17 protein-coding genes are annotated in these 16,609 nt (G+C 69.7%); 10 read left to right on the forward strand and 7 right to left on the reverse strand.

Annotation, left to right across the window (positions count from 1 at the left end; translation table 11 throughout):
- The first annotated feature begins 249 nt into the window (after positions 1–249).
- Positions 250–2,925: a glycosyl hydrolase gene (locus tag ACSHXC_RS38710; protein ID WP_438296009.1), complete on the forward strand. Its 2,676-nt coding sequence runs from the start codon at positions 250–252 to the stop codon at positions 2,923–2,925.
- Between the two features lie 108 nt (positions 2,926–3,033).
- Here ACSHXC_RS38710 and ACSHXC_RS38715 read toward each other — a convergent pair whose 3' ends face one another.
- Entirely contained in the window at positions 3,034–3,357 is a 324-nt protein-coding gene (locus ACSHXC_RS38715; RefSeq protein ID WP_438296010.1) for a hypothetical protein, read from the reverse strand.
- 521 nt (positions 3,358–3,878) lie between these two features.
- Between ACSHXC_RS38715 and ACSHXC_RS38720 the strand changes: the two genes are divergently transcribed.
- Positions 3,879–4,328, forward strand: a complete 450-nt coding sequence (locus ACSHXC_RS38720) for a hypothetical protein (RefSeq protein ID WP_438296011.1) — start codon at positions 3,879–3,881, stop codon at positions 4,326–4,328.
- Positions 4,329–4,608: 280 nt separating this feature from the next.
- Here the strand turns inward: ACSHXC_RS38720 and ACSHXC_RS38725 are convergent, their stop codons facing one another.
- The 5 genes from ACSHXC_RS38725 to ACSHXC_RS38745 form a co-directional block, all read right to left on the reverse strand.
- Positions 4,609–5,409 carry an ATP-grasp domain-containing protein gene (locus ACSHXC_RS38725; protein WP_438296012.1) on the reverse strand — a complete coding sequence of 267 codons (801 nt, stop codon included), beginning with the start codon at positions 5,407–5,409 and terminating at the stop codon, positions 4,609–4,611.
- Between the two features lie 104 nt (positions 5,410–5,513).
- Entirely contained in the window at positions 5,514–6,290 is a 777-nt protein-coding gene (locus ACSHXC_RS38730; RefSeq protein WP_438296013.1) for a hypothetical protein, read from the reverse strand.
- Complete coding sequence (locus ACSHXC_RS38735; protein ID WP_438296014.1) at positions 6,256–6,429, reverse strand: hypothetical protein; 174 nt, start codon at positions 6,427–6,429, stop codon at positions 6,256–6,258. Before ACSHXC_RS38735 ends, ACSHXC_RS38730 begins: the two co-directional genes overlap by 35 nt.
- Positions 6,414–6,698, reverse strand: coding sequence for a hypothetical protein (locus ACSHXC_RS38740; protein ID WP_438296015.1), 285 nt, complete (start codon positions 6,696–6,698; stop codon positions 6,414–6,416). The genes ACSHXC_RS38735 and ACSHXC_RS38740 overlap by 16 nt, the downstream gene beginning before the upstream one ends.
- A gap of 128 nt (positions 6,699–6,826) precedes the next feature.
- Positions 6,827–7,003 carry a winged helix-turn-helix transcriptional regulator gene (locus tag ACSHXC_RS38745; RefSeq protein ID WP_438297070.1) on the reverse strand — a complete coding sequence of 59 codons (177 nt, stop codon included), beginning with the start codon at positions 7,001–7,003 and terminating at the stop codon, positions 6,827–6,829.
- 123 nt (positions 7,004–7,126) lie between these two features.
- Between ACSHXC_RS38745 and ACSHXC_RS38750 the strand changes: the two genes are divergently transcribed.
- The 4 genes from ACSHXC_RS38750 (at position 7,127) to ACSHXC_RS38765 (ending at position 11,119) form a co-directional block, all read left to right on the forward strand.
- Complete coding sequence (locus ACSHXC_RS38750) at positions 7,127–7,885, forward strand: hypothetical protein (protein WP_438296016.1); 759 nt, start codon at positions 7,127–7,129, stop codon at positions 7,883–7,885.
- Between the two features lie 322 nt (positions 7,886–8,207).
- Positions 8,208–8,852: a dihydrofolate reductase family protein gene (locus tag ACSHXC_RS38755; protein WP_438296017.1), complete on the forward strand. Its 645-nt coding sequence runs from the start codon at positions 8,208–8,210 to the stop codon at positions 8,850–8,852.
- Positions 8,853–9,210: 358 nt separating this feature from the next.
- Complete coding sequence (locus ACSHXC_RS38760; RefSeq protein WP_438297071.1) at positions 9,211–10,584, forward strand: MFS transporter; 1,374 nt, start codon at positions 9,211–9,213, stop codon at positions 10,582–10,584.
- Positions 10,585–10,795: 211 nt separating this feature from the next.
- On the forward strand, positions 10,796–11,119 hold the full coding sequence (locus tag ACSHXC_RS38765; RefSeq protein ID WP_438296018.1) for a DUF4232 domain-containing protein: 324 nt from the start codon (positions 10,796–10,798) through the stop codon (positions 11,117–11,119).
- Between the two features lie 128 nt (positions 11,120–11,247).
- On the opposite strand, the gene ACSHXC_RS38770 is transcribed toward ACSHXC_RS38765, so the two are convergent.
- Positions 11,248–11,619 (reverse strand): winged helix-turn-helix transcriptional regulator, encoded by a 372-nt coding sequence (locus ACSHXC_RS38770; protein WP_438296019.1) that lies wholly within the window; start codon positions 11,617–11,619, stop codon positions 11,248–11,250.
- A 92-nt stretch (positions 11,620–11,711) separates the two neighbouring features.
- Here ACSHXC_RS38770 and ACSHXC_RS38775 point away from each other — a divergent pair, with 92 nt between their 5' ends.
- From ACSHXC_RS38775 to ACSHXC_RS38790, 4 genes are all read left to right on the forward strand, one after another.
- Positions 11,712–12,551 (forward strand): SDR family oxidoreductase, encoded by an 840-nt coding sequence (locus tag ACSHXC_RS38775; protein ID WP_438296020.1) that lies wholly within the window; start codon positions 11,712–11,714, stop codon positions 12,549–12,551.
- A 276-nt stretch (positions 12,552–12,827) separates the two neighbouring features.
- Positions 12,828–13,655, forward strand: coding sequence for a class I SAM-dependent methyltransferase (locus ACSHXC_RS38780; protein ID WP_438296021.1), 828 nt, complete (start codon positions 12,828–12,830; stop codon positions 13,653–13,655).
- A 103-nt stretch (positions 13,656–13,758) separates the two neighbouring features.
- On the forward strand, positions 13,759–15,990 hold the full coding sequence (locus ACSHXC_RS38785) for an AAA family ATPase (protein WP_438296022.1): 2,232 nt from the start codon (positions 13,759–13,761) through the stop codon (positions 15,988–15,990).
- A complete protein-coding gene (locus tag ACSHXC_RS38790) occupies positions 15,941–16,522 on the forward strand; it encodes a response regulator transcription factor (RefSeq protein WP_438296023.1) in 582 nt (193 codons plus the stop codon). The genes ACSHXC_RS38785 and ACSHXC_RS38790 overlap by 50 nt, the downstream gene beginning before the upstream one ends.
- The last annotated feature ends 87 nt before the right edge of the window (positions 16,523–16,609 follow it).

Raw genomic sequence — 16,609 nt, forward strand, 5'->3', positions numbered from 1 at the left:
GCGGGCCGCGCGGCCGGCAAGGCGCCCTGGCCTCCCGGCGCACCAGAGCCGCAGTCGCATCCCCGCCGCCGCACTCGGCATCCTGGGGCGCTTCACCACCCGCCACAGGAAGGCGGTTGGGGCCTCGCGGGCCAGAACGGCAAACTCCCGGTCATCCTTTGCTCCGGCCCCTATCCGGAATGTCGCGCACACGCCAAGATCTGCCCCGCGTCGGGCCTTATGCGGTGCCCGGCGCAGGGAGGAGAGCGCATGATGCCCCAACGGCATCGGCGACGGTTCATCACCTGCACCGTCGTGGCCGCCGCGTTCGGACTGCTGGGCACCCAGTCGTTCGCGGCATCCGGTGACATCAGACCCCGGCCCTGGAACGCGCGCCACCAGGCCGACATCGCCAAGCAGCACACCAAAGCCGTGCACGCGGGCAAGGGAATGTCCGCGTTCGCTGAGTCCGGGAGCGGCGACGGCGGCTCGGACGAGGCGGAGAACTCCGCCGAAGGCACCGCCCAGTACACCGAGGCCCGCACCGCCCCCGGCGTGGTGGCGCCCGGCGCGTACGGGGCGGCTTGGGCGCAGCTCCAGTCGATGCGGCACACCGCGGGCGACTGGGACCACGTCACGAAGAAGGCGTACGACTCGGACGACCCGCGCTACCGCGACATCAACTCCAACTCCAGTGGCGGATCGGGGAAGGTGACGGGCCGGATCACCGGGATCGCCGCCGACGACCAGGGCTACGTGTACGCGGGCGGCGCCAACGGCGGCGTGTTCCGCTCGACGACCGGCGGCGGGCACTGGGAGTCGATCGCCGACAAGCTGCCCTCCCTGTCGACCGGCACCCTCGCGCTCGACGGCTCCAGACGGCTCTGGTACGCGACCGGCGAGTCCAACACCGGCGCGACATCCTTCGTCGGTACGGGAGTTTACGTTCTGGCCGATCCGCAGCACGGGCAGTTCCAGCCGGGCGGCCGGGTGGGCGGGGCCGAGCTGGAGTCCACGGTCATCCACGCCCTGCGGTTCGCCGGCACCAAAGTGTGGGCGGCCACCAGCCGGGGTGTGTGGTCGCACTCCACCACCACGCTGTCCGGCCCGTGGAAGCTGGAGTTCGCCCCCAACCCGGACTATCTGCCGGGTGGTTCGAAGGCGGGCGACGAGTCGGCCCCGTACAAGAACATCGCCAACGACATCGCGGTCGACGCCAAGGACCCGAGCAAGGTGTTGCTCGCCATCGGCTGGCGCGGTGGCGACACGTATAACGGGTTCTACTCCCAGCAGGCTGACGGGAGTTGGAAGCCCGCCAGCGGTCTCGGTGACCTGCCGGCCAGCAGTGACGACGTCGGCAACGTGACGTTCGGGGCGGCGGCCGACGGCTCGCGCCTGTACGCGGTCGACCAGTCACCGGCGCAGACCAGCAGCAACCCGGACAGCGGCCTCAAGGGCGTGTACGTGTCCAAGTCGGGTTCGCCGTTCGGGCCCTGGACGCAGATCGCCGACTACACCAAGCTGCGAAATTCGGGCTCGGCGCTCCAGGGCGCGGGCTACATGCCCGGCATCCAGTCCTGGTACAACCAGTTCCTCCAGGCCGACCCGAACAACGCCGACCACGTCTACCTGGGCCTGGAAGAGGTCTTCGAGACCAAGAACGGCGGCACCAACTGGATCACTCCCGGACCGTACTGGAACTTCCCGTTCCCCTGCTGGAGCATCGACCCGGCCAAGCAGACCGGCGACTGCTCGCCGACCACCCACTCCGACCAGCACGCGGTCGCGGTCGGCAGCTACAAGGGCAAGTCGTACGCGTACGTCGGCAATGACGGCGGCATCTACCGGCGGCCGCTGAACGGCGCGGTCGACTCGGGGGGCCACGCCAAGGACTGGCAGTCGCTGAACGACGGCACCCTCGACGCCCTGCAGTACTACTCGGTCGGCGTCGGCAAGGACCTCGACCACGGCGGCTTCTCGGTCACCGGCGGCCTCCAGGACAACGGCCAGTCGATCCTGCGCGGCCACGACAAGGTGATGGGCTCCAACTTCGGCGGCGACGGCGGCGACACCATCACCGACCCGGCCAACGGCTGCAACATCGCGAACGAGTACGTCTACCTCGACATGTGGGTCACCCAGAACTGCGGTGTGAACAACGGCAGTTGGGTCAACGACCCGACGAAGGCCACCGAGTACGAGGTAGCCCCGCCCGACAAGGACCTCGGCGGTGCGGGCGCCCGCTTCATCGCCCCCATCACCTCCGACGCCAAGGACACCAACACCTGGGTGGCCGGCGGCCGTCACGTGTGGGTGCAGACCAAGGGCTTCGCGATCCGCTCCGGCGCCGAGTGGAAGAACGCCTACGACTTGGGCGGCGGCCACGTGGCCACCGCCGTGGCGTCCTCGGGCGGCACGGTGTACGTCGGCTGGTGCGGGCCTTGCAACAACCAGGGCTTCAGCCGCGGCATCGCGGTCGGCAACGTCGACGGCACCGGCTGGCACCAACTGAACCTGCCCATCGACGGAACGATCCCGAACCGCTACATCTCCGGTTTCGAGATCGACCCGGCCGACGCCCAGCACGTCTACGTCGCGGTCAACGGCTTCTCCCGGAAGTTCACGGAGGGGCCGGGAGCGGGCGTCGGTCACGTCTTCGAGTCCCGTGACGGCGGCGGCAGTTGGACGGACATCTCGGCCAATCTGCCTGACGTGCCCGCCGACTCGGTCAGACTCCTGCCGAACGGCGGCCTCGCGCTCGCCACCGACCTAGCCGTCTTCTACCGGCCGGCCGGTGCGAGCCAGTGGCAGGTCCTCGGCAAGAATCTGCCCACCACCGCCGTCCTCCAGCTGCGCCTCGGCCCCGACGGCAACGTGTACGCCGCCACCCACGGGCGCGGCATCTGGTCATTCGATCCGCGACGCCTGAAGGGGCGCACGGGCTGATCTCTTCGCATCCCTTCACACCCGCGACTTCTCGGTGCGGGCGGCCGGTGCGGACCCCTTTCCCGGGGTGCGCACCGGCCGTTCGGCGCCAGCCCACCCCGGCGCGCGTCAGGGGTTCTGGTATGCCGCAACTTCCAGGCGCAGGGTGAAGAGCTCCGCTCCCTGCGTCCTCCAGGTGACCATGGCCGCGCCCGTCCGGGCCGCGCGGACCGTGACCCGGACAGTGCCGTCCGGGTCGCCGGCCGTCCCGGTGACCGTGGCCAGCATGGGACTGCTGCTGTGCGGCGGTGGCCACCCGCCGGGGCGGGGCGGGAGGACCACCGTCACCGTCGCGCCGGGGCGCACGCACAGCTGTTGGACGGCCGCGTCCTCCGCGCGGTGATGGATGGTGATGGCACTGGCGACACAGTCTGGAGCGGTGGGCGAAGGCACGGTTCTCGTCGGCGTCTGCTCGGGCGTCGTTCCCGGCGAGGGCGCTGTGGGCTCTGGCGGGGTGGAGGCAGGGTTCCGGTCGCCAGGCCCGGTCGTCGTGGTGGCGGGGGGCACGTCGGCGGAAGGGGGCGGAGGAGCGGCGTGCGGCCGTGAGCCCGTGGCTCCGGTGCCGCAGGCGGCCAGGGCACAGGACACGACGACCAGAGCCGGCCCGAACCACGGCCGGGGCAGCCGAGGCCTGCGTCCTCTCCCGTCGAGCGGATCCATCACGGCGTCCTCGCTCTCGGCCACATGCACGGCAGCGTGCCGCTGTGACGTGTCGGCCTGCCGCCCGGTTCCGCATTCCTCCGACCGGTGTGGCCGCACACCCTGCCCTGCCCTGCCCTGACCTGCTCCTGCGGACGGCGGGAGGACGCACCCGGGAGTGTTCTCGGGTGCGCCCACGAGAAGTGCCTATGGAAGCTCGTACTTGGCCGCGCAGCTGCCGGGTTGATGTGGCGTTTATGCCTACGTTGGGCGGTATGAACACCATCGAAGCCGAGATCGATGACTATCTCGCCCGCTACGCCGACACTCTCACTTCCTACGACGCCCAAGCAGCGGCCGACCTGTGGGGGAGCCCGGGCATGATCCTCAATGACCAGCACGGAGCCGGCGTCCTGGAATCCCGGGAAGCCATGGCCATCGGGCTGGAGCAGTCGTACCCCCTCTACCGCGAGCTCGGCCTGGCCTCCGTCGGATACGAGCGCCTGAGCCATGAACAGCTCAGTGACACGATTGTCCTCGTCCGGGTCCGGTGGCTCTTCTACGACAACGACGGCAGCCAGTTGACCGACAGCTTCGCCAGCTACATCCTGCGCCGCGGCGACGAGGGCCTGCGGGCGTTCGTGTGCGTCCCCGCCGACGACGCCGAGAAACTGCGAGCCCTCGCTGCGAAGAAGGGCATCGATCTGTTTGACGAAACCCCATAGACCAGCCGTGACGGCCGCGAAGACCGACGTGGTGCGCACCGCGCACCTGGAAGGTCCGGGTGAATCGCAGCCCTCGCCCACGAACTCGGCGTCGCTCGCGGCTCCATTCGCACGGCCGTCGCCGACCTCGTGCCCGAGCAGCCCGCCACCGAGCAGGACAGGCCGTCCACCGGCTACGGCGAGGCTCGGCGTGCGGTCGACTGCCCGGCTTCGACCGCGAACGCGACAAGTGCCGTACGGCGACGACATGGGTCGCGACCAGCACACGCATCGGACCCGCTCATCCGGCGACTGCTGGTGCCAGCCAGTCGGCCATCGCGGCGGTGATCGCTCCTGCCGCGCGACGGTCGTAGCCTTCGAAACAGGGCATCGCGTTGGCTTCGAGGAAGTACCACTCGCCGGTGGCTTCATCGATCTTGAAGTCCACTCCCAGTAGGGGGAGCCCCGTATGCGTGGTGAGGCGGGCGCAGCCGCGGACGACGGAGTCCGGGAGCGTGATGGGGCGGTAGTCGTTGACGTGGACGGCCGTGCGGTAGTCGATCTCGGGTGAGTGGATCGCCTCCCCGAATGCCTGGTCGCCGACCGTGTGGACTCGTACGTCCGGACCGGCGATCCGTTCCTGGAACAGCACCGGTACCCGGCCCAGCCGGTCGAGCAGCGCCTCGTGGCTCGCCTCGTAGACCTGGGCGAAGGTCTTGGTCGCCGACGAGCCTTTGAAGATCACCCCCTGTGGGCAGTCGGCGATGAAGGCGCGCGCCTCGTCGGGGTTCGAGGTCAGGCAGGTCCTGGGAACCTGCCAGCCGCCGATGGCAGCCATCGTCACCGCGTGCAGGACCTTGGTGAAGCCGGTGGCCTCGCGCAGCGGAGGGTTCATGACCCTGACGGACAGGTGCTCGAACAGCCGCAGGAACGCCTGATAGTGGCCGGCGGCGGCTTCGCGGTAGCGGGCCGGGGCGTAGGGGGACACATCCAGCAGTCGGCACCAGACGGCGGTGACCCCTTCCAGGCAGATGACCTGGCGGCCGGTGTGGATGGTGGTACTCGACAGGTCGTCGAGGGGGATGTGTACCGATCCCCGCATCGCCAGGGAGGGGAGGTCGACCGCCCTGTGGGGCAGGCGCGCGGTTCGTACGGCGTGAAGTCCGGCCAGAAAAGTCGGGTCGGCGGCTACACCGACGCACAGGATCACCGGACCAGCCGATCCAGCAATGCCGTATAGGCGGCGTCTTCCACGGACCTGAACTGGTGATGGTTCGCCCACGGGGAGGCTTCGAGGAGCCGGAGTGTGCCATGGGGGCTGTCCATGGTGTCCACGGTGACGATCGCGAAGTCCGTCTGCTTGGCCTGCAGCCACCGGCGGATCACGACGCGGTGAGCGAGGTCCAGCTCGTGGCCGGGGCCGTTTACCTCAAAGGTGCTTGCTGCGGCGAAGAGGAGCTGGTGGGTTCGCCGCTCGTCGATCTGCGTGAGGTGGACGACGTCGTACACGTCGCGTGCGGCGGGGTCCAGTTGGGTGTAACAGCTGGTGCGGTAGGCGTGGTTCCCGGTTGCGTCCCGGCCGTTGGTGATGGTGCCGGCCGGCCGGATGCCGGGCGATGAGGACGCGAGTTCCAGCGGGTCCAGCCTCGCCGGGTATCCGTGCACGGTGGGTCGGTTGATCACCGGTCCGGGCCACAGGGCCAAGGCGGCCCAGAGGGTGGCTTCCTGCTCGCTGGCCGCGAACCGCGCGGCCGGCGCCGACGAGGGCGAGGAGCCGAGCCGGCCCCTGCAGAATATGCCGACCGGGGGATAGCCGTCGACGAGGACAGTGCTGTGAGAGTTCAGATCGCGGGACACCGTGACGGTGACGGCGAGGCGGTCGAAGTCGGCGACCACGAGGGTTTCGACGCCCCCGTCCGAAGCGAAGCGGGCGAAGCGTATGGCGGTCTCATCCCCGCTTTCCGCCAGCACCAGCAGCGTCATCACCCTCCTCAAAGGCGAGCAGGGCCTCGGCGACCTGCCAGGCGCGCACCCCTGTCCCACTCACCACGTCCGGCCGCGCCTCGGGCGGCATGAACAGCGACTCCTCGTCATACGTCGGCTTGTCTAGCGGGGTATCCATGTCAGCTCGGTCCCCGGCCCGCCCGGCAGGCAGTCCACTCCCCAGCCGCGCTCAACTTCCTTGTACTCGCTGCGTTCGGTGGTCTCGCTGTTCTCGCTGCCCTCGGTGAATTCGCTGCGCTCGCTGCCTTCGCTGCCCTCGGACCCCTCACTGCCCTCGGACCCGGTACGCGAAGCCTCGCCGAACGACCCCGTTGCCTGCTCACCGAGAAACAGCAGCGCCCGCTGCCTAACATCGACCGGGAATTCACCGAATGCGCGCCCACTCATCGCTCGTCCCCCCCTTGTTCCTGCTCCCGCCATGCTCCATGGAACCGCTCAACGACACGGCAGGCAAGGGCAGTTGAGCCGTGCAGACGACCAGGTCAGGCACTTCTGCGACGTCCGGGCACGGCGGGTCACGAGGGCCGTGGCAGCGTCGGAATTTTGCGTGGGCTTTTCGTATCCACGAATGGGCACGTGAGAGGCGTGGCCTGCTGAGTCGGTGCGTCGGCGCCCCAGTCCCACAGTGCCTGCGACACGGGGCCCAACTGCCGCCCGTGCGGCGTGAGCCGGTACTCGACCAGATCCTGCAGGAGTGGTGTGCGGCGTCACTGGGGCGACGCGATCCCGTATCTGCGGACCTGTACAGGAGAAGGGCTGACCGGTGTCCCGGGGCACGGATACCTTCGTAGTCCCGCGGAAATGGAGGTGTTGGCATGGTCCTCTACGTCGCGCCTCTGTGGCTCGTCGGCATCGTCGCTCTGATTGCCGCGATCGTTGAGGGGCCGCTGGTCATCGGCAGCGCCGAGATACCCCACCTCGGCACGAAGAAGGCGCGGGCCGCCGTCGGCTGTGTGGGAGCCGCCGCGCTCGTGCTCGGATTCGTGCTGCTCTTCCACGACACATGGGCGTCGGCCCGCCCTGGGGCCGCCTCAGCGCCGAGCCCGGTTCCCTCTTCGTCGCCGAGCCCCTCGGCATCGTGGCCGACGGAGTCGCCCGCGCGCCCGACGGCCACGACGTCGGCCTCCGAACCGCCTGCCGCGGACCCATCAACACCGGCCCCTCAACCGTCTCCGTCCACGGCTTCGCCTGTCGTGCCGCCGCCGCCCGTCGTCCGGGAGCGTTGGAAGGGCACGCTGGTCCTGCCCGCCCGTGACGAGGCCGGGATGATCCAGGGTTGGTTCGTCGACGATCCCCCGCCCACGCGGGCGCCGGGCGGTTTCGCTGACATTGAGGGGGGTATTCCCGGGGAGCTGTACGGCCACGGTCAGCTCGCCCGGTGGACCGGCTCGGGCGCGCCCAAGAAGCAGGACTGCTCAGCCCTCCTCAACTCCCGTCCCGGCCAGCGGAAGACGGACGTGAAGGTGGGAGACCGGGTTTGCTTCACGACGGAGAAGGGCCGCCTCGCCTCCCTCGCGCTCGTCGACCAGCAGGGCGCCGAGATGACGGTCGACGTGACCGTGTGGGAGCGGTGAGGAGCCATCAACCCCCGCGAGGACAAGGCCACGCCCACCCCACCGCCTGCCCTCACCCCGCGACCCCGGCCATGGTCGAGATCGCCCGAGGCTACGATCTGCGGCTCTGCGTCTGCCCGGAAGCGCCGGACCATCCGCATACTGCCCTGATCCAGTGAGATGCTCTCTCCGCGACCGCCGCAGCCACACCGCCCACGGGCCGGTTGTCGACGCGCCTTGGAAAAAGTCGTCGGCCGCTGTCGATCCGGCCACGTCCCGTTCGACGTCATGTTGGGTGGCGCCTCGCCACACGATGCCGCGACAGGACCTGACGAGGAAACACATGGATCAACTGCTGAGAGTCATGAACTTCAATGTTTCGAGTGACGGAATCGGTGCCGGCGAGCACCAGATTCTCGAGCGGCCTTTCGGCCTTGACCATCCCGAGAGGCTGTTCGCCTGGGCCGGAGCCACAGCGAGCTGGCCCATGCGCACGGATTCCGGGGGGAGCCGGGGCCTCGACGACTACTTCACGCGAGACTTCGCACGCAACATCGGTGCCGAGATCATGGGCCGCAACAAGTTCGGGCCCCAGCGCGGGCCCTGGCAGAACCATGAGTGGCGCGGCTGGTGGGGGGAGGAACCCCCCTTCCACACGCCGGTGTTCGTCATGACCCACCACAAGCGTCCGTCGTTCACGCTCTCCGACACCACGTTCCACTTCGTTGAAGGCGACCCGGCCGAGGTCCTTGCACGGGCGCGAGAAGCGGCGCGGGGCAAGGACGTCCGACTCGGCGGCGGGGTCACCACCATCCGGCAGTTCCTCGATGCCGGCCTCGTCGACACCATGCATGTGGCGGTCTCGCCGGTGAAGCTCGGGTCCGGACTACGCCTGTGGGAGTCCCCCGATGAGCTGCTCGACCGGTTCCACCTGGAGGTCGTGCCCAGCCCGAGCGGCGTCACGCACCACCTGTTCTGGCGAAGGTGACGCGAGAGCCTACTCGCTGGTCGTTGTCCATACCTTCTCCCGTGCACCGGCGCGGTGCACGGGAGAAGGGTGGCCCGATTGATGAAGAGAGAAGGAAGGCGAAAGCGGGCTGATGAAGCGCGGGTTGCACTCCTGCGCCGCGACGCCGGCATGCAGCGCCCTTCAGGCTTGGGTATGGACCCGATGGTTCTGCCCCGCGCGCCCATCGGGGTTCCCCGAAAAGCATTGGTCCAGGCCGGAGTTGAGCCCTACCGTGCTGCCGGTGACAAGTGACCCCCGTGAACCGGCAGAGTCTCCTTCCCCACCCGGAATCTTCTCCCGTACGTATCTGGCTGCCACGGCGAGTTTCGCCGCAGTGATGTTCTTGACCGGGTTCGCGGCGCTGGCAGTGATGCCGTTGCTGCCGGTGGCGGCTCGGGACCTCGACGGAGTCGGTCTGTACCCGCTGGTGGCAGGGGCGTTCGTGGCTGCGAGCTTGCTCGGTGGTGTGCTGGGCGGGGCATGGGCGGATCGCGACGGGGCCCGGCGACCACTGACGGCCGGGGTGGTCTTGACCGTCGTGACACTCCTCGTCTCCGCAACCAGTACCAGCATCTGGCAACTGGGCCTGGGACGCTTCACCGACGGCATTGCGGCGGGCCTGGTGGCGGTGTCCGTCAACGCGGCCATCGGGCAGTCCTACCCGGATCATCTGCGCGCCCGCGCCCTGTCCCTCATGAGTGCCTGCTGGATTGTTCCCTCACTGGCCGGCCCCCCACTCGCCGGGTTCGTAGCCGAGTTGTGGTCCTGGCGTGCGGTGTTCTTCGGCCTCGCCGGGTTCACTCTGATTCCCGCGGCAGCTGCGGTACTGCTCCTTCGTGGACGTCCAGCACATCCGGGAGCATCGCAGGAACCTGAGAGTTCCGGGGCATCCCTGCGGCAGCCCGCGTTGCCGGCGGCAGTGGCGGTGAGCGTGGCTGCGGCGCTCACCCAGTACGGCGTTTCTGCCTGGAACGTACGTCACGCGGTGTGCGCGTCGATCGGTGTGGCGCTGCTTGTGGCGTTCGCCCCGAGGCTGCTGCCACCGCATACCTGGCGAGCCGGGGGAGGATTGCCCGCCACGGTGCTCCTGCGGGCGCTGACCTCTGGTGCGTACTTCACGCTCGAAGCCTTCGTCCCCCTGATGCTCAGCACGGCGCGACATGTACCGGGCATTGTGGTGGGGCTGGCATTCACCGGGGCGGCACTTGCCTGGGCGGGAGCCTCCTGGGTGCAGAGCCGCCTGCAGAACCGGGTGCGGCGGCATCGGCTTGTCGCCGTCGGGGCCGGGATCATGGCGCTCGCGGTGGCGGTAGCGGCACTGTGCACCGTGCCGGCGGTGCCTCCGGCCGTAGCGGTGTCCTCGATGGCGATGGCCGCCGTCGGCATGGGGCTCGCGGCGCCGTCACTCACGCTCCTGTCGCTGGCGCATGCTTCGGCCGACAAGCAGGGCTATGCAAGTGGCGCGATGCAGACCTCGCAGAATCTTGGCCAGACCCTGGTCCTGGCCCTGGCGTCGGCTCTGTTCACGGCACTCTCGGCGGTGTCGACGAGTCAGCTGCCCGCGTTTGCGGGCGCATTCGCGCTCCTGGCAATCCCGATTGCGGGGGCTGTCTGTCTGGCAAGCCGGACACGCATCGTGGCCACGGACCAGCAACGTGACTCGGAGCCGTCCATCCCTACGACCAATGCTGGAGTCGGCAAGGAAACTTAGGGGTTCGGGGGCCATCGTGCGCATGACCATGTCGTTTCAGGACCCACGACCGGTGGCCGTCGGCAGAGGACCACAGCTACGGTGGGTCGATGCCACTGATGCCGCACCGTGCCGCGCTCCTCGTCATCGACATGCAGGACGACATGTTGCCCAAAAGGTTGACTTCAGGGCGCCGGAGCCGGGTACGGCTCATACAGGATTTTCGTAGCCGTTGATCGATCCGGCTGAACGTGACATCTCTCTGTGTCAGCAGGCGGGCAAGGCGAAGCCTGGCTCCGGGAACGGCACTTCGTCGTCTTCCGGCGGTGGGAACGGTGCCGGGACCGGCGCGGGGAAGAGCAAGTTCTGCCGCACGAGCGACCTGACCATCGAGGCCGTGGACAGCTCGCCAGACAAGAAGACGGGCGACGTCACTGTCCGGATGACCAACAAGGGCGCCAGCACCTGCTCGGTGACGGGCTTCGCAGGCGTCGACCTGAAGGACATGGACGGTACCTCCGCTCCCGTTACCCGCGGCCATGAAGCGTGTCCCTGAAGTGGCCCGCGGAGGCGCTGCCGCTGGCCGGCCCCTACGACGACAGGATTCAGGTCCACCCGGTCGGCATGGCCAACTGAGCCTGGCATCTACGCCCTCTGACGTCGCCGCCCTCGACCGGTCCCGCGCTACTCCGCGCTGGGTGAGGACAGTCGCTGTGTGATCCGGCCGAACAAGTCCGACAGAGGCTCGCCGACATCCTGGCCGAACTCGGTGAGCCCGTAGGTGACTTGGGGTGGCGTTGTCGGTTCGACCTCCCGCCAGACCAGGCCGTCCTTGACCAGTGCGCGCAGGGTCTGAGCGAGCATCTTCTCGCTGATGCCCTGGATGGTGTCGCGCAGCTCGTAGAACCGAAAGTCGTTGCTCCGCAGGGAGATCAGCACCCAGATGCCCCACTTGCTGGTCACATGGTCGACCACGTCGCGTGCGGGGCAGTCGGTGTGAAACACGTCATACCGATTGCTGGTCTCGGCCTGTGTCAGCTGCGCGCCTTCACTCATGTCCGGAGCTTACCTCTGGGTATGTCCTTACGGAAAGTAAGCCTGACTCCTAGCGTCAACTGCCGTAGTGCACAACGGACTAGGAGCTGAAGATGATCGTGGTGACCGGGGCTACCGGGAACGTGGGCCGGCCTTTGACGAAGGCGCTGGCCGAGGCGGGCGAGCAGGTGACGGCGGTCTCGCGGCACGCGGTGGCAGTGCCGGAGGGAGTCCGGCATGTGGCCGCCGATCTGGCTGAGCCGACGAGCCTCACGCCCGCGCTGGACGGGGCGAAGGCGCTGTTCCTGCTGCTGTCCGGCGACCTGCACGCCCCCGGAGCCGGGCCGGCCGACATCATCGCCCTGGCCGCGGCCAGCGGGGTCCGCCGGGTCGTCCTGCTGTCTTCGCAGGGCGTGGCGACCAGGCCGCTCGGCCCGTCGCGGGTCGCGATGCGCGCGGTGGAGGACGCGTTGCGGGAATCAGGCCTGGCCTGGGCCGTCCTGCGACCGGGCGGCTTCGCCTCCAACGCCCTGGCCTGGGCGGAGTCCGTCCGTACGCGAGGGACGGTCGCCGCGCCTTTCGGCGACGTCGGGGTGCCGGTCGTCGACCCGGCGGACATCGCCGAGGTGGCGGCGGCCTGCCTGCTGGACGACCGGCACGGCGGCGGGGTGTACGAGCTGACCGGGCCGGAGGTGATCACGCCGCGTCAGCAGACGGAGGCCATCGCCACCGCGCTCGGCTCGCCGGTGCGGTTCCACGAACTCACCCGCGACGAGGCCAAGGCCATGATGACCCAGTTCGTTCCGGCGGAGCTCGCCGACGACACCCTGGACATCATCGCTGCCCCTAACCCCGCCGAACTGCGGATCAGCCCGCACGTGGCACAAGTCCTCGGCCGGGCCCCGCGCCCCTTCAACGACTGGGTCGCCCGCAACATCGCCGCCTTCCGCTGAGACATCACTCAACTGAAGCCCCCGGGCTGCCTCGTGCGACCACGGTCGCACGAGGCTGGCTGCCTTTGTATGCCGCCGCCCTTGCCGGGTAGGGCCCGAATCAGCGCGGGTCACACGAACCCGGCCGATTCACGGCAGCCTGAGTCTCGTCTGCCACAGGCGCAAAGCCCTCACGCGCGTTTACCGTCGCCAGAGAGGTGAGCGCGGCCGGGGCGGCACCGGCGGCTCATGGAAGGCGTTCTGTCGCCCACGGAGCTCGGCGCGTAGCGTGCGTCCATGACGAACGGGACTCCGCACAACGCTTCGACGTCGGCGCGGTCGCGTCGCCACACCTTCGGCGACGATGCCGAGGAGTACGACGCGTTCCGGCCCGGATACCCCGCTCAACTGGTCGATGATGTCCTGGAGTTCGCCGACCTTGACGACGGTGACCCTGCCGTGGAGGTGGGGGCCGGCACAGGCAAGGCGACGCGGGCTTTCGCGCAGTCCGGCGTACCGGTGACGTGTGTCGAGCCCGACACCCGGATGGCGCGGGTGCTGCGGCACCGCTGCGGCGGGCTGCCCCAGGTGACGGTCGAGATCGCCGGGTTCGAGACCTGGCGGCCCGCGCGGCGCTACGGGCTGCTGTACTGCGCCCAGGCATGGCACTGGGTGGACCCGGCCGTGCGCTGGGCCAGGGCGAAGGCCGCGCTGTCGCCGGGCGGAGCGATAGCGCTCTTCTGGAACCACTGGTCTCTGGAGTCCGACGAACTGAGAGCCGAGCTGACCGCCGCCCACGCCCGACACGGCATCGATGTTCCCGAGTACACCATCCTGGATCCCCGCCCCGGCCCCGCACGCCACGGGGCCGACGCCCGCCAGTGGCGTGACATGGTGGCGGCCGGGTTCGTGGATCCGGACCACCGACTGTACGAATCCGTACACGACCGTTCCCCTTCCGCTCTGATCGGCCTGCTCGCCTCCTACTCGGGCTACCGGGTACTTCCGTCCCGCACCCGGGAGCGCGTCCTCGCTGACATGGCGCACACAGTGGCCGAACAGGGCGGAAGCGTACGAGTGAAGGTGAAGACGAGTCTCTTTCTGGGGCGGGCGAGCGCCGACTGACACCCATCCGCGCTGAGGTCAAGGCGTTGCCGCGGCATCATGGGTGTCCCTCCGCCCGTCCGTCCGTAGCATGTGTCACTGCGGGGCAACTGTCTGGGGGGACATGCGAATCGTCGGGCGAGAGACGGAATGCGCGCGGTTGGCCGTACTGCTGGACGAGGCGCGCGCGGGACACGGGCGCAGCGTCGTGTTGCGCGGTGAACCGGGCATCGGCAAGACGGCGTTGCTCGATCATCTCGCAGAGAACGCGGACGGGTGCACTGTCGTGCGGGCGACCGGTGTCGAATTCGAGTCGGAGCTGGCCCTCGCGTCGCTGAGCGAGCTGGTCGGGCCGCTGTTTGAGGTGCTGCGGGAATTACCGGCCCGATACGCCGACGTGCTGACGACCCTCGTGCCGCAGAAGGCTGACGACACTGCGGAGCCACCGGTGGCGGCGGGCGGTCGGCATGCGGTCTACGCGGCGACGCTCGCATTGCTCACCGCGGCTGCCGCGCGCCGGCCGCTGTTGTGCCTGATCGATGACGCGCACTGGATCGACGACGTGTCGGCGGCCGCTCTGTTGTTCACGGCGCGCAGGCTGCTCGCCGACCCGGCATTGATCGTGTTCGCGACCCGGGACGTCCCCGAGTTCAACGCGCCCGGCATCGAGACACTGCGCCTGGAGGGTCTGAACGAGCACGCCAGCCTGCAACTCCTGGCCCGCAACGCAAGCGTGCCCGCGCTGGTCGGCGCGCGACTGGCCGCGCTGACCATGGGCAACCCGCTCGCGCTCCTCGAACTGCCCAGGGTGCTGTCGCTGGAGTCCGCGGCCGGCCTCAGCGAACTGGTCGAACCGCTGCCGACGACGAAGCTGCTGCAACGCGCCTTCGCGGCGTCGCTGGTGTCGATGTCCGCCCGGCAGCGGCAGGCGCTGCTGGTGTGTGCCGCCGCGGGGAGCGCGGAGCTTGAGGTGGTGGCGCGGGCCCTCGGTGCGCTCGGCATTCATCTCGCGGCCCTGGACGAGGGCACCGTCAGCGGTCTGGTGCAGATCACCGGGCGTACGGTGACGTTCCGGCATCCGTTGATCAGGTCGGCCGTCTACTCGCAGGCCGGGCCGGGTGAACGGTGGCAGGCGCACGCCGCGCTGGCCAAGGCGTGCACCTCACCGAAGGAGGCGGACCGCAGGGCGTGGCATCTCGCCTGTGCGTCGGTCGGCCCGGACGAACAGGTCGCGGCCGCGTTGGTGGCCACCGCCGACCGCGCCCGGCGGCACGGCGGGATCGTCGCGCAGGCCGCTGCCCTCGAACGTGCCGCGGAGCTTACGGGGGAGCCGGTGCTGCGGGCCAGGCGGATCTGCGCCGCCGCGACGATCTGGTCGGCCGCCGGCGCGCTGGACCACTCGGAGGCGCTGCTCGACCAGGCGGAGGCGCTGGCCGGGGACAATGTCGGCGCGCGCGTCGAGGTGTTGGGCGACCGCGCCTACCACGCCGTGCTGCGCGGGCGGACCGGCGACATCTTCGACATGCTGGTCGCGGAGGCGGCAGGCGCCGGACCTGAGGACCGGCTGGCGGCCGGCCGCGTGCTGAGCCTGGCCATGAACGCACCGCTGGCCAGGTGGGATGTCACCGCGACGCTGGACGTCTGCACAAAGGTGATGGCGCTGACCGCCCCGGACGGTCGCCCCAACCCCTCTTTCCCCAAGGGGGCCGTGCGCCTGGCGCTGGCGCAGGTGCTCGCCGGGCAGGCGGCCGGCGCCGAGCTGGCCAAGGCGTGTGTCGCGGTCTGCGAGCGGCACGTGTCGAACGGGGCGTGTGCCGAACTGGCCGAGGTGCTCATGTACGTCGAGGACTACGACTTGGCGCGCCGCATGATCGATCACGATGTCGCCGCCGCCCGAGCCGTCGGCGACATCGCGCTGCTCGGCTACGGCCTGCGGCGTCGGGCCCAGTTGGAGATCCGCGTCGGCCGGCCGCTCATGGCTTACTCCGACGCTCTGGAATGCGCCGGTCTCGCCGACGCGATGGCGCAGCCGACCACGATCGCGGCCTCCCGCGCGACGCTCGCCATGGTCACCGCCGTTCTCGGCCGTGCGGACGACTGCTCGGCGCATGCCGAGGAGGCGATGCGCCTGTGCCCGGACGACCTCGAGACCGAGGCGCGGGTCCGGTACGCGGTGGGCCTTGCGGCGCTGGCCGGGGGCAGGATCGATGACGCCGTCGTCGAACTGCGCCGCGCGGACACGGTGCTGCGCGCCGTCGTCGAGCCGGCCGTCGTTCCCGTGACCGCCGAACCTGGCCGAAGCGCTGGTGCGGGCCGGTCGGCCCGACGAGGCGCGGCGCGTTCTGGACCGCCTTGACGCAGCCGTCGCCGCGACGGGCCGACGTGGCCGACGGGCCGCCGCACTGCGATGCCGCGCGCTGCTGGCACGTGGCGGGGGTGCGGGGCCGCTGTTCACCGCGGCACTCAAGGCGCACCGGGACGTCGACGAACCGCTGGAGCGGGCCAGAACCCTGCTCTGCCAAGGCCAGTGGCTGCGCCGCTCCAGACGTCGCCAGGATGCCTACCAGCCGCTCGCGGCGGCGCTGGAGGTTTTCGAGTCGGCCGAGGCCAAGCCGTGGGCCGAGCAGACCCGCCACGAACTGACAGTGCTCGGCCTGCGCACCGTACCGAGTGCCGACCGGCCGGATCTGGGCGCGCTCACGCCGCAGGAGTGGCGGATCGCGTGGGCGGCGGCGCAGGGGCGGACCAGCAGGGAGATCGCGGCCGAAGTGCTGCTGTCCGTACGCACGGTGGACTACCACCTGGGAAACGTCTATCGAAAACTGGGCGTCTCGTCACGCCGGGCGCTGATCCGGCAGCTCGGCGGATCCGCAGAACTACCGACCTGACGCCCGATCATGGCAGGGGCCGTGGCCGCCGGAAGGCGGCCACGGCCCCTTTCCGCTGCTCAACGGCCGCCCATTTTTCTCTGGCAG

Origin of the sequence: Streptomyces sp. HUAS TT7 (assembly GCF_051550175.1) — a bacterium.
Classification (GTDB): Bacteria; Actinomycetota; Actinomycetes; order Streptomycetales; family Streptomycetaceae; genus Streptomyces.